The sequence below is a fragment of the Microcystis sp. genome (genome assembly GCF_048564745.1).
Lineage (GTDB): Bacteria > Cyanobacteriota > Cyanobacteriia > Cyanobacteriales > Microcystaceae > Microcystis > Microcystis ichthyoblabe_A.
Genome location: NZ_JBLZRT010000110.1, coordinates 1 through 14607, shown reverse-complemented (window position 1 = coordinate 14607; position 14607 = coordinate 1). Strand labels below are relative to the sequence as shown.

The following is a 14607-nucleotide window of genomic DNA, read 5'->3' as shown; positions in this document are numbered from 1 at the left end:
GGCCTCTTCCAAATTAACTGTTTTTTGTGCCAATTCCCCACGGGTTTGCTCTAATTGCCCTTGGGATTGTGCCAATTCCCCACGGGTTTGCTCTAATTGTGCCTGGGATTGTGCCAATTCCCCACGGGTTTGCTCTAATTGTGCCTGGGATTGTGCCAATTCCCCACGGGTTTGCTCTAATTGCCCTTGGGATTGTGCCAATTCCCCACGGGTTTGCTCTAATTGTGCCTGGGATTGTGCCAATTCGGAACGGGATTGCTCTAATTGTGCCTGGGATTGTGCCAATTCGGAACGGGATTGCTCTAATTGTGCCTGGGATTGTGCCAATTCGGAGCGGGTTTGCTCTAATTGCACTTGGGATTGTGCCAATTCGGAGCGGGTTTGCTCTAATTGCACTTGGGATTGGTTTAAGCTCTCCACACTATTATCTAGTTGGGATTGTAACCAAGAATTTTTTTGACTGTATTGCTCAATTACTCGCAGTCGCTCTTGACGATCTTGTTCCGATTCTTGATATTTTTGCGTCAGTTGGTTTAAAGTTTTCGACTGGTCTAATAAAGAGAGAATTAGACGACCAGAAGGCCTTTTTAAAAGATTATGGCTAATTTGTTCCTCAGTATTGCGGGCAATAGGATGACGACTAGCGACAAAAAACATATCATACTTGAAGAACTGCGGCTCGAAAACCAAAAAATCAAACCCCAAATTTCTCAAAAAATCAGTGATCGATCGATGGCTAAAGAGGAAAGTATGTTCTTGTGGTTTCAACTGATCTAAAAAACTATCATTGTCAGCTAACATTTCCGAATAGGAATACCCTTCTACATAATTCGGTGTCTGAATAATCAATATTCCTTCTTCTTTTAAGAGAGACACTACATGACTCATGGTGGCGACGGGATCGGGTAAATGTTCGATAACATCGAACATAACAACCGCATCTAAAGAACCAGTTTCTAGCTTTTGATCTTCTACAGGTCCCAACAACATGGGAATATCAAAGGTTTGGTGAGCGAAATCCACCACCCAAGGACTTAACTCTAGTCCTAACGCATCAAATCCGGCCCATTTCATCAAAGCGACCGAACCACCGTGAGCGCAACCCAACTCCAAAACTTTGCCCGGGGGTAGGGTATAAGCCATGAGAGTATGTAACCAGTAAAGACATCTTTCGGGTAAATCCTGTCGTGAACGTTGACGGATATCGGGATAACCGTGTTTGTCAGTTTGATAGGATAACCAGTATTTTTTACTATAAAATTCATCTCGATCATTTTTAACCCGAATTTCATCAAGGGTTAAATCCTGATTTAGTACCAATGTTCCACACTGAGAACAGAGACTGTAATCAGAGGAAAATTCCTGCAAATTTTGATTTCCGCACCAACAGACTTTAGAGTTCATAGAAATTGTTGTAGGTAAAAGTAATTGTAGATCAAACCTGAAAAAGGAAGTTTATTAACGAATAATCAGTCTTTGACCGATCTTGCCTAGACTGAAAATCAATATAGCAATTCTTATATTTTGACATTTCGACACTGTGGGGATTCAGAAATCAGTTCCTGACTCCTCCGATATCAGTAAATTCAGTCGATTCCCAGTTACCTGATTGTCTAAGGAATTTTAGTGAACTTGTTGCTAAAATCCAAGAATCGTAAAAGTTAACCAATTTATCTATTTTATCGAGAGATAAAGCATTTCTACAGATAATATAATTTTGCTCTAGAAAAATTTTCTGAGGATCAGAAACTTGACCGAGATGACCAAAGTATTCTAGTTTATTTGGCTTGAAGAATTTGCTAAAAAGTCCCAACATATCTAATCTGAATCTCCTTGATGTAATTATTAACTCAACTTGGCTGTTCTGAGAAGCCGTTTGGAAAACTCTCTGAAACCTCCTAGAGATAAAAGTGATAAAAATTTTCGGTCGCTAAAAGCTAACCAGATTATACTAAGAGGATCGCATCAGAATTTCATAATAGGTTCTCAAGAAATTAAATGGAAAGCAATCGCTAATAAACCTCCCAAAATTAACGCAATTCTTAAAACCCTTAAAATATTGGCACTAATAAAACCTAAATAGCCAACAATGCCAAAAATAAGAGCGAGTGATACTAGATTACCTCCGAGAACAAAAAAGAAGTTATTATTAACTTCATAGTACCAAGAGGTTATGGTTGCCACTAAAGGATAAGTGTACCTTGAATTAACCAGAAAAACAAGAGTTAAGCCAGAAAGTAATCCGAGGATTGGGAAAAACAGATACTTAAGCTTAAACCAAGCCGTTCTCAGCCTCCAAATCGGACTAGATTGCATCGTATAAAGTGTAGTTTTAGCTTCTTGAAGTTCCTGTTGTTTTTGCTTTAATTTTTCGTTGAGCAGATACAATGGTTCTTCAAAAAATTCCCCGTTGAGGTTGACATCGTATTTTAAGGGAGCGACATCTTGAGTTTGGTTAGTTTGCTCATCAATTGGATGATCTTGAATGGGAGACGGTACATCCTCTCCAGAAGATAAGTCCTGGCATTGTACCTGCTTAAGTTCTTGATTTAATAATAACTGCTGAGATAGAGCCTGCATTTCCCGGAGTTCTTGCCAGAGTGGATGTGCTGTAGATTTTTGCTCATTCTTGAGGCGTTCGGCAGTCACTATCAGGGTATCCTTGATCGTATCGGCCATTGTTTGCCAAGAAAATTTCTGACTTTGCTCTAAACCCTGCTCAATTAATAGTTTACGAACTTCAGGAATCTGAACCTTACCCAGTGCCTCCACCATTTCTTCAACTTTATACTCATCAACATAGATCGCTGCTTCCCCAGCAACTTCTGGGATCGAGGAATTTCTACAGGTTATCACTGGACAACCACAGGCCATCGCCTCCGCAATCGGTAAACCAAATCCTTCGTAAAGGGAAGGATAAACAAGAGCAATTGCACCCGAGTAAGCTACTGAGAGTTCAGGGTCTTCAAGTCTTAATAAATGAACAGAATTGTTATCGATTAATTCAGATAATTCTGGTTCTAAATCGGGTTGTCCACCGACACAAACGATAGAAAATTTCTCCAGTTCTGGTAAATTCTGAAAGGCTTTGAAAAACAAGATGGCATTTTTATATCCATCTAAACTCATACGAGAACCCACGAATATAAAGTAAGGATTTTGAAGAGAGTATCTAACTCTAAAGTTAATAATTTCTTCAGTACTTGATGGAAAGAAAAAGTCTCGATCAATACCGCAATGGGCAACATTTACTGATTCTGACAATATTTCTGGGAAAAACCTGATTAAATCATCAGCCGTATTCTGCGAGATTGCTAAATATTGACAGGCATGACGAATGCCTAAGTGCTTCTCTCTCCACATCGGCTCTTTTAGATTAGCTTCTATCACTTCAGGCACCATATCATAGGCCAGTAAGACCGAAGGCGTGGTTATAGGAGTAGTGTAGTAGGTGGAGATAAACAAATCTGCCTTGGCTTCATCACAAACAAACTGTAACATCTGTGAGTCCAGACCGCTATCTTCATAGTTATAAGCTTTCAGGTTACGATATCTAATATTTTCAAATTTTGGTGCCGTATTATCTCGGTCTAAAACCACAATATTGTGGGCAAAGTCCGATCTATTCCATTGTTCTAAGACAGCAGACCACATCCTGGCAATTCCAGTGTTATTCAACTGGAAAAATACCCCATCAAGTACAATTTTAGGAAAAATATGTCTGTACTTTTCTTGGAACAACAATATTTCTTTTTTTTCTTTTTGGTTTAATAAAACACCTTGATACTGTAGATCATCAAATTGGCGCTCTACACTGGAAGTTTTGGCAATATATACTCTGGGAATATTATACTCATCACAGATCAAATTACATTCCTGTCCCGCTCTGTCAGGCGCCCCATGCTCTAATCCTTTGGGATTGAAATAGTAGAGTCCCAAGATTTCTGGGATCAGCCGCATCTGTTCCCCTTGACTGCCAATCCTTAACCAAAATTCATAATCACCGGCGCATTTAAATTCCTCTCGAAAATAGCCATATTTTTCATGTAACGATTTTCTCCACATTGGTTGTGAACCGACACAGCATCCTAGGGTCATTTGTTCGTAAGAGTAATCAGGCCAATTCCATTTTCTATCTGCCTGAGTTGTAGCAAATCTGTCATTAGCGGCCATTGTGATTAGTTGGTCTGTGTACACCAAGCTAATATCGCTATTACAATCTAAATAATTGGCCATAATTTCCAACGCATCACAACGGTGTCGATCATCAGTGTTGGTATTAGTTATATATTTGCCTCTAGCCATTTTAATCGCTCGATTCCAAGCTGTATAAAGCGGCTCACGCTCTGACGTTCGTTCGTAAATAATATTCGGATATAAAGATTGAAACTTCTCTACAATTTCTCGTTCATTTTCCTGAGATGCACTATCTATTACTATGATTTCTAAATCATCTTGCTGATAAAGTGTTTGCTCTACTAAGTTTTGTAAGCATCCCTGAATAAAAAATTCAGAGTTATAGGTTGACACTATTGCTGAAACCTTAAATATTTTATCTTTTGATACTAAATCTCTATCTCCATATAGCGATTGATCATAAGCTAACTCCACTGACTTTAAAGATACTTTCTCTGGTTGATCATCACGGCTTATATCTAACACAAATTTATTATTTATCCATTTTAGGATAGTGTCGATCCTGTTCTCTATTAAATGTTCTCTATGACAAATTTTGTATCCTTCATCAGCAATGAATTTGGCAAGCTCTATGTTATCTCTCAAATATTCTAGTTTTCCAATTAAATCCTCAGAATTTTCTGGATCGTAGTACACTAGGTGCTGGAAATTCTTAAATAACTTATTAGACTGTTCTCCGACAATTTTATTTTGCAAAAGAACTCCCCCACATCCCATGATCTCGAAGGGTCTAGAGGTTAAAGTATAGGATAGTGATGGCAGATTGAGCAAAAATTTATGCTCCCTCAACTCCTGAGTATAAAATTCTACAGCTTTCTGTGGAGTAGAAAATTGATTGTAATCAAAGGAACAGATTTTAACGTTATCTTTTTGAGCTAATTTTTTAATAAAATCTTGCCTTTGATCATATGCTTGGCATCCAAAATACTTAGTCGCATTGCCTCGAAAGAAAGCGAAATCTGATCTAGCAATATAAGATTTATTATTGTTGAAATAAAAAGAATCGATGGCAAATGGAATAAAAATTGTTGGCTTAGTTATTTGATGTTGTGTCCTCAAAAAACCTAAGTCTGGCTCGTGATTACAGATGAGAGCATCTAAGCAATTGGAAGCAGTAGCAATAGCCGATGAAAATAAATTTTTCCACGCTAAAGTACGATTCACGATAGGGGCTGAACAATGTTCTTGTAATATACCTAACTTTAATATAGGGGAATTCGACCAACGTTCTTGCCAACGCCCAGTTTGATGAAGTGGTTGCGAGTGCCAATCAAACCCTAGCATTAAAATTAAATCAGATTCTGGATTACCCAAATATTCAAAGAGTCCATCGTCATCTTTCGGCTCTAAATCTCCCCAATTTGCTTTTGGAGAAAATACCCTATTTAACAATCCATGTCTTCTCAGACTGTTGATCCATCCTTGAGAAGCATTCCATCCGTGAAACCCAGTGGTTTGTAAAACCACGTCAATACGAGGCCTATCTTGGGAAAAATGAGAAGCAAAATTATTTTCTCTGCTTATTTCCAATTGTGACATGAGTTATATCGTCTCCAGCTTTCTCAATAGCTATCTTATGCAGGGTAAGCGCATTTTAACAATCCTTGACAAAATGAACCTTATGTGGGTTGCCTACCCAGAGGGAGATTCAGCTATATTTGAGTAGAACTTGTCATCTCAATCGTTAAGCAACAATCGACCAAATAGGTCAAGTTCGTAACTATTCTGATTGACTGGTATCATTTCAAATGCCTACACAGTGAGCAACCCACAAAATTAGCCAATTGTCAACAGCGTTTGAGATGCGCTTACCCTGTATTTTATCTCACTTTCTTCTAAGTTTTTTAGAGAGTAGGCTTAAAACATTTAAAATAAATTATCATAGTTTAAAAAATAATTAAATTATATTATAGATCATTTTTTTGAGGAACTAAATTTCCGAAATTCAGTCACTGCCCCTAGAAGGTCTATACTTCGATTTCTATACCCGTTTCCGTTTAGCCAGTCGCTGGTTAAAGCCTCTCTCAATTGACACAATGGAGTATTGATTCCAATAATCTGCATTGAGGCTAGGACGAATTTACCTGTGGAATATTCAGGAGCTATTGGCCAGTAAACAGCGTAGAATCAAGTTACACTTCATTTATAGGAGAAAGGCTGTAAATTATGGAATAGACAAAGACTCTTGTTTTGGGTTGCGGTTATCTTTAAGCTCAGTTATTGCAAAAGGTGTCGTTTTCCGCTTAAATAGACTTGGTATGACAATACGGATGATTGTCCATAACTGGAAAAACCATAGAAGTGAAAAAGACTAAGGACTTAACCATATATGAAAAAATTGAAGTTAGCTGTATTTGATTTAAGTGTAGGCTTGGCCCTCACCCTTCTGGTCACGGCCTGTTCTGGTTCTGAAGTTTCTCAAACAACTTCTTCCCCCGTTACTAATAGTCCATCACCTACTGTTGAGACTGCCCCCACCGAAAAATCCGCTGCTTCCTCACCTTACGGTGTTGATTTTTCCAAAGACACAGCCAATGTTTCGTTAGAGGGGTTTAGCTTTCCAGAAGATTGGGGTCGCTGGACTGATGGTTCCCCTGCCTCGATTAAGTTTGTTCAAAACCTACCCAGTTCTTTTGAGCTTATTTTCAAGGCCGCAGCTTTTGGTCCCAATGTTAACAAGGATATCATTATCAGCGTCGGCTCTCAGCAGCAAAAAATCCAATTAACGGATAAAGCAGCGGAAATTAAAGTCAAATTTACCGGAGTACCCGCTAATGAACGAACGATAACTTTCACGATTCCCGAACCTACCAGTCCCAAGCAACTTGGAGAAAAAGATGAAAGGAAATTAGGAATTGCTTTCAACACTTTGAACATTGTGGAAACAAAATAACTTTTATCTCTCTTTCGTCGGAAAGTCTTGCTATTTAATTAAGTTATCAATCTCTTGTCTAGACTAAAATAGTAAGATTCTCCTCGGAAAATTAATAACACTTCAAGAGGCTAGTTTTTTGATTCTAGGGATTTTTCCTTGTCTCCTAATTCCCAGTAATTGAGCAGGATGGCATTAACTATATTACCGATCACATTTAATACGGTTTTAAAGCCATCGGTCAACCGATCGACCCCCGCTACTAAAGCCACTCCCTCTAATGGTAAACCCGCTGCCGATAATACGGTAGTCATGGTAATTAATGCGCTGCCCGGAACCCCTGGGGTACTAAAAGAAACCAATAAACCACTCAATGCGATCGCTAATAACAAAGAGGGACTTAAAGGAACTCCGTACACCTGAGCGATAAAAAGAGCATTAAATCCCTGTAAAATTGCCGAACCATCGCGTTTTAGTACCGTTCCCAAGGGAATAGCGAAACTGGCGATATCTTCGGGTAAACCGTATTCTTGAATTTCCCGCAAAACCACGGGTAAAGCAGCGTTAGAACTAGCAGTACCGAAAGATAAGGATAAAGACTCCGATAAAGAGCTAAAAAAGCGTCGAGGCTCTCCTTTGAGGGCAAAAAGGAGCAAAACATACACCCCAATCATCAAGGCGCTGGCCAAAAACAGACCAAAAACATAGAAAAAAAGTCTCGCCACTAATTCTAATCCCTGGGTGGCGATAACCGAAGCAATCAGAGCAAATACCCCCACAGGTGCTAGATAAAGAATCACCGATAGGATTCTCTCGCTGATTAGATAAAGACTGTCTATCAACAGAATAAAAGGTTTTGCCCCCTCTTTAGCCAGTCCGATGCCGATACTAAATAAAACTCCCGTCACGATTACCTGTAAAAGATTGCCCCCGGTAAGAGCTTCTAGGGGATTAACCGGGATTAAGCTAATCAGCCAATCTCTCAAGGATACCGGTGTATTGGTGGTCATGGCGGCATTAGTGGCAAATCCCTCTAAACCTATCCCCGGTTTTAATAACAACGCCGTCGCCATGCCGATTAACAGAGCAAGTGTACTGGTTAGCAGATAGCCAGTCATCAATCTGAGTAAATATCTACCGATCCGCGCAGCATTCTGTACCCGGGTTAATCCTAAAATAAGGGAAGAAAAAACGATCGGAACCACCACAAATTGAATTAAGCGCAGAAAAACCTCTCCCACCGGCGCGAGAATATAGTCATCTAAAGGTAGGATTAGCGCGGGAAAAAAACCATTGAGCAGCGCACCGAAAACAATTCCCGCACCCAGGGCGACTAAGATCAGAGTAGATAAATTCATGAGGTTAAGTTGAGAATTCCGAGACTAATTTGGGGCAGTATAGCACTAGGCTAATCTCATCGAACCCTTCTGTCATCTCCAGTTTGACATCTGGTTAGTTCGATGATACCATAGAGACTCATGGTTTTATGAACAACTCAAATCTACCATTAAGGCATTAATATTATGGCTGATGTTCTAAGAGAATTTGAAAAAAAACAACAGAAAAATATACTTAAAGAAGAATTATCCAAACAACAAATATCACAAATAAGATCAAACATTGAAAGAATAATATCCAGCTATAGACACATTTGGGATATTTACACAGAACTTTTGCAAAATAGCGCCGATGCTATTATAGAAAAATTTGGAGAAGACAAAATCGAGCAAGGTCGCATCGAGTTAGAAATAAATACGGAGCAAAGAGAAATCATCATCACAGATAACGGTATTGGTATAGAAGAATCAGAAATATCTAAGATTTTAGTTAATGGTAAATCTTTAAAAAGAGAGAAAAATACTGGAAAATTTGGATTTATGGGTTATGGATTTACCTTTGTTGCTTTTCAAAGTAATTTATTGAAAATTGAGAGTATCAAAGACGGGATAAAAGCATCAAGAACCTATAGAGATTTATATCACTTTATCTACTCTAAATCAGAGTTGCCAAATTCAGAAGAAGAAGAAATTGACCAGAAATCTCAATCAACTTCAGAAGAATCTCAAACAAAGATAACTGTTAAATTTCCTAAGGATTTTCCCAATGAAGTAGTAGAGGAAACACTATCAACAGCTTTTAATTTTGCCAAATGTGAAAAAACCATCGAGGCAATTTTGAGAACAAGATCTGTGGTTGGAACCCTAGATAAAGTCTTCTCTTCAAAAGAGTATTTTCAATTTAGCCTTAAGGTAGATGGTCAGAAGTTTAAAATTAAAACTGGCTATTTAACCGTCAGGGAAATTGTTCGAGAAGTGGTTGGAATTGAGCAATCATTTTATAATAGACTAGACGAGTACGAAACTTTGATAAAATTAGGTGATGACAAGTTCTCCCAAACACAAAAAGAGGCTGCTTTTAAAGCCAATCTTCTAGACGAAAAAATAGATGAAATTGAATTTGGTTCTAAAAATCCTTTGTCCGCAAGAATTTTAATTTCTGCTACCAGTAAGAACTTTATCAATAAATTTAATGAAAGATTCCATAATAATGATATATCTACTGACTTTAAGATAGAACACGGATGCTGGTTGGCAATAAATGGAATGCCTACGGGAATTTGCATACATCCATTTGATGACAGTAATTACTTTCCCTACACGGTTTTAGTAGATATAAAAGATAATTCAATTCGTACGGAGTTAGACTCAGGTAGAAAAGGAATTAGTCCTTATCGAATGAAACAGATATCGGATAAAGTATTTGAGATACTTAAAGACAGAAACTATATTAAATATCGTCGCTACATAGTTGAAGGAGATACTAGAACAAGAATTAGCGATCCTTTTTATATACCTTATGAAAAATTAAATGATAAATTGAAAGAAAAAAGATACTTTGAATCATCTTTAACTCAAAAGTATTTACCTCCCCTAGAAGAGCAGGAGGTTCTTGGCCTTTTTATTGAAATTGTTGCTAAGAATCTTCTGAAAGGCTATGAATTAAAAATACTGTCAGGCTATCAAGTTTATGATGGTTTGTACTATTATAATTTAACAGAGTCTCAAGATATATATTATTCAAATGACAATCAACTAGGAATACATAAGACAATTTTTACAACTTATGGAAGCAGTCTAAGAAAAGACATCTTGATAGAATTTAAGAGAAATTTACAAGACATTTATCCAGATATTAATAATAATAAAAAAGATGCCAATCATATTGATATATTGGTGTGTTGGGATGTAGAATTTGAAAATAAGAATAAACTTCAAAAGGAAAAAGGTGATATATTACTGGAAAGAGACATAATGAGAAATGTTTTTTACGGTGTTACACATAATTTAACCGTAACAGGAAGACAGCAGGCATTGCCAATTATCGAACTTAAAAAGGTCTTAGAAATATTATTTAACTACACAGACAAGAATTTATAAGACAGTACAAACTTGAGAGAATCTCATCGAACCCTTCTGTCATTTTTTGCCACAAAAGGGAGAGATGAGCCAATAAAAGCCCATCTCTTGCTAATTTATCCCTATACTTTAGTGACAGCCAAGAAGACTTTACTTGTTACCATTACCCTGCATAGCTAAAACCGCATCGCGTAGTTTATCCGGCACTTCTTGCAGGTGATCCTCATCCCACTGGAAGAAACCGACACCCATAGTCAAAGAACGCAATTCAACGATAAAATCGTGCATTTCCGCTTGGGGTAGATAGGCCGTCACCTGATCCCAACCTTTCCACTCCTCAGAAGCTTCAAAACCCTGAATTTGACCGCGTTTACCACTAATTAACTGTAAAACCTTGGCGGTGTATTCTGAGGGAGCGAGAACCGTCACCGATAGAATGGGTTCTAATAAGACCGGATGACATTTAGGCAGTCCCTCCGTCATCGCTAGACGGGCCGCTTGTTTAAAAGCTTGTTCGGAACTATCGACACTGTGATAGGAACCATCGGTGAGGGTGACATCAATATCCACCACGGGGAAACCCAACGGACCATGACCGAGATATTCCCGCACTCCCGTTTCCACCCCGGGGATATACTGTTTGGGGACGACACCACCGACAATGCTTTCATGGAAGTGGAAACCTTCCCCCCGGGCCAAGGGTTTAATATCGAGATACACATCACCAAAAGCACCGTGGCCGCCGGTTTGGTGTTTATAACGTCCGTGGGATTTGGTGCTGGTTTTAATCGTTTCCTTGTAGGGAACTTGGGGTAAATGGGTGGTCATCGGTAGATTATACTTGCGTGCTAGGCGATCGAGGGCTACTTGCAGATGAATTTCTCCCTGTCCCCAGAGAATCACTTCTTTAGTGTCGCCGTGTTGTTCCCAGTAGAGGGAAGGATCTTCTTCGATCAGTTTCGTCAAAGCTGAACTTAATTTAACTTCATCCTTGCGATTGACGGCGGCAATAGCGAGAGCAAAGACGGGTTTAAGCTGTAATCCTTTGGGAAGATCGGGTTTTTGACTGCCGCTGCTAACCACTTCTCCGGTGGCGATTCCCTCCAAACGACCGAGAGCGACAATTTCCCCCGCTTGGGCCTGCTGTAGGGGTTGTTGTTGTTGTCCCATGAGACGATAGATACCACCAATCCGCACACCGTTTAAGGCCATGCCATCGTTAAGGGTTCCCTGCCAGATTCGCCCTAGGGAGAGGCGACCGCCCTGGGGAGTAAAATAGGTTTTGAGGATTTGTACCACTGCATCTCCATCCGCACTGGGATCGAGACCGCGACGATTGGCGGTAATTGTCGGGGCCGGTGCTTCTTCCACTAAAGCGGTGAGGAGATGACGCACACCATAGTCCCGTTCCGCCATACCGAAGAACACGGGTACTATCTGATCGGCTCCCAGTTCTTGTTTTAAGTCTTGGAGAATTTCTTCCCGGGAGGGGTTAATATCTTCGAGGAGTTCTTCTAAAAGATGATCGTCAAATTCGGCGATCGTTTCTAGCATTTCTTGTCGAGCAATCTGTTCTTCTTCCTTGAGGTGGTCGGGTAAAGCTACAGGGTCGGCGGGACTGTTAGCATGGTAATGATAAGCCTGTTCGTTGATTAAATCGATAAATCCGATAATTTCGTTATTCTGACGGATGGGATATTGTTGGGGAACGAGGGGACGACTAGAAACGGATTTGAGAGCTTGTAGGACTTCGTTAAAGTGACTATTACAGCGATCCATCTTGTTGATGAAGATTAGATGCGGAATTTCCCAATCATCGAGGAATTTTAGCAAGGGAGCCAGGGTGAGAACTCGATCGACTACCGGTTCACAAACGATAATAGCAGCACCGGCCCCGACGAGGGCATTATAGGTTTCACTGGCAAATTCGATCGAACCGGGGCAATCGAGAAAGGTAAAATTTAGGTCTTGGTATTGACTATGGGCAACGGAAACTTCTACACTCATCTGTCGATCCCGCGCTTGCGTGGAACTATCAGCGACGGTATTGCGATCGCTGATTTTGCCTTTTCTGGTGATCGCTCCTGTGACGAAAAGTAAACTTTCCAGTAAGGAGGTTTTTCCACTGGAGTAGGGGCCGACAAGGGCCACATTACGGGTGTTTGCTCCGATACTTTGATTCATACAGATACCCCCAACAATGATTTAGTGATTAGTTGTGGCGATTGGACGATATTTACACTCGATCGCCCTTGGGAAATATACTGTCATAGCACTGAAAATTACTCTCAGGACGTATTTAGAAGTGAAAGGCCTGTCTTGCCATAATTTTGCCCAGTGCTACAGGTGTATTCTTTCCTACTCTTCACCCTAACTCAGTCTCAAGCATTACATCCCATTCTCGCAATCTCTTGTAAAATCTCGCCTACTTTTAGTTAAGGAACTTGAATAAATGTTAACTAGGGTTTGCTAAATAAGTTTTTCGTGGGTGTGGGGTGTGGGCTTCGGCCGTGAGCTCAGCCGAACGGGTGTGGGGTGTGGGGTGTGGGGAAATGGGGAAATGGGGAAATGGGGAAATGGGGAGAATAAATAAAAATAATCTCCTGTCTCCTGAATCGGAGTCTCCTGAATCGGAGTCTCCTACCTCCAGGAAAAATTTTTTCAGCAAATGTTAACTAAGCTGTTGACTATCGAGAGTCTTTCTCATCAACCGGATTTACAAAAACGAGAGGCAGCCTGATATAGTGAGAGGTCGGGATGATGTTTATCAAGCAATTTTTATGTTAAAAGCTGGAATCGTGGGACTGCCAAATGTGGGGAAATCGACCCTATTTAACGCTCTGGTGGCTAATGCTAAGGCGGAGGCCGCTAATTTCCCCTTTTGTACCATTGAACCGAATGTGGGTGTGGTATCCGTCCCCGATGAACGTCTGGAGGTTTTGGCTAAAATCTCTAATTCTGAGAAAATCGTGCCGACGCGGATTGAATTTGTCGATATCGCCGGATTAGTCAAGGGTGCCAGTCGCGGGGAAGGATTGGGTAATCAATTTTTGGCTAATATCCGGGAAGTGGACGCGATCGTTCATGTGGTGCGCTGTTTTGATAATGATGATATTATTCATGTTTCCGGTTCCGTGGATCCGGCCCGGGATATCGAGGTGATTAATCTAGAGTTAGCTCTAGCGGATTTGGGACAGGTGGAGAAGCGGGTGGAACGTTTACGCAAACAGGCGAAAAATAGCAAGGAAGCCGCCGAAGAATTGGCTATCCTTGAAAAAATCCTAATTTGTCTTAATGACGGTATTTCGGCGCGAAAAGTGGATTTAAGCAAAGAGGAAGAAGAATTAATTAAAAATCTCGGTTTATTGAGTCGGAAACCGATTATTTATGCCGCTAATGTGAGCGAAGATGATCTGGCCACGGGTAACGATTGGGTAGAAAGTGTCCGTCAAATTGCCCAAGAGGAACAGGCCAAAGTTGTGATCGTTTCTGCTCAAGTAGAATCGGAATTAGTGGAATTGTCGGAGGAAGAAAGAAAAGATTTTCTCGGTTCTTTAGGAGTAGAAGAAGGGGGATTAAAATCTTTAATTAAAGCTACCTACGAGTTATTAGGACTGCGTACCTATCTCACCACTGGCCCCCAAGAAACCCGCGCATGGACGATTATTTCTGGGATGAAAGCACCCCAAGCAGCCGGAGTTATTCACTCGGATTTTGAACGGGGTTTTATTCGTGCGGAAACTGTGTCTTATCAGGATTTAGTTAATAGTGGCACGATGAGCGCCGCTAAAGAAAAAGGTTTAGTCAGAAGTGAAGGCAAGGAATACATTGTTCAAGAGGGTGATGTTTTACTATTTCGTTTTAATGTATAGCTAAAAATAAGTCAGGTGAGTGTCACCCACCTGATCAAAAGGCTGAATAATTAGCCTTGTCAAATTGAAAGATGCTCCGAATTTCTGCCCTAAACAATCTCTCAGCTTTTTGGTTCTTCCGAACTTACACTGTAGAAAATTCCCCAAGCTCCCTCTCTGTCCAGCAATGCTCTAAAGTTGATAAATATCAATCTAACAAAAACTCAAAGCCCTATTGTACAAGCTTTACAAGCATGAGTTGTTGATAGTT

The 14607-nt window shown here is 40.1% G+C and carries 7 protein-coding genes; 3 read left to right on the top strand and 4 right to left on the bottom strand.

The window, feature by feature from the left end:
• Positions 1-1404: methyltransferase domain-containing protein (locus tag ACOCD9_RS12785; protein ID WP_419547687.1), on the bottom strand; the 1404-nt coding region annotated here is incomplete at its 3' end.
• 582 nt (positions 1405-1986) lie between these two features.
• A complete protein-coding gene (locus ACOCD9_RS12780; protein WP_419547685.1) occupies positions 1987-5736 on the bottom strand; it encodes a glycosyltransferase in 3750 nt (1249 codons plus the stop codon).
• A 790-nt stretch (positions 5737-6526) separates the two neighbouring features.
• Here ACOCD9_RS12780 and ACOCD9_RS12775 point away from each other — a divergent pair.
• On the top strand, positions 6527-7090 hold the full coding sequence (locus ACOCD9_RS12775) for a DUF7024 domain-containing protein (protein ID WP_287699787.1): 564 nt from the start codon (positions 6527-6529) through the stop codon (positions 7088-7090).
• A gap of 110 nt (positions 7091-7200) precedes the next feature.
• Here the strand turns inward: ACOCD9_RS12775 and ACOCD9_RS12770 are convergent, their stop codons facing one another.
• On the bottom strand, positions 7201-8427 hold the full coding sequence (locus ACOCD9_RS12770; RefSeq protein WP_419547684.1) for a dicarboxylate/amino acid:cation symporter: 1227 nt from the start codon (positions 8425-8427) through the stop codon (positions 7201-7203).
• A 165-nt stretch (positions 8428-8592) separates the two neighbouring features.
• On the opposite strand from ACOCD9_RS12770, the gene ACOCD9_RS12765 reads away from it, so the two are divergent.
• Complete coding sequence (locus tag ACOCD9_RS12765; protein ID WP_002796327.1) at positions 8593-10506, top strand: ATP-binding protein; 1914 nt, start codon at positions 8593-8595, stop codon at positions 10504-10506.
• A 129-nt stretch (positions 10507-10635) separates the two neighbouring features.
• Here the strand turns inward: ACOCD9_RS12765 and ACOCD9_RS12760 are convergent, their stop codons facing one another.
• Positions 10636-12669, bottom strand: a complete 2034-nt coding sequence (locus ACOCD9_RS12760) for an elongation factor G (protein ID WP_419547682.1) — start codon at positions 12667-12669, stop codon at positions 10636-10638.
• Positions 12670-13265: 596 nt separating this feature from the next.
• Between ACOCD9_RS12760 and ychF the strand changes: the two genes are divergently transcribed.
• Positions 13266-14357, top strand: coding sequence for a redox-regulated ATPase YchF (gene ychF / locus ACOCD9_RS12755; protein WP_002732084.1), 1092 nt, complete (start codon positions 13266-13268; stop codon positions 14355-14357).
• Positions 14358-14607 lie beyond the last annotated feature (250 nt).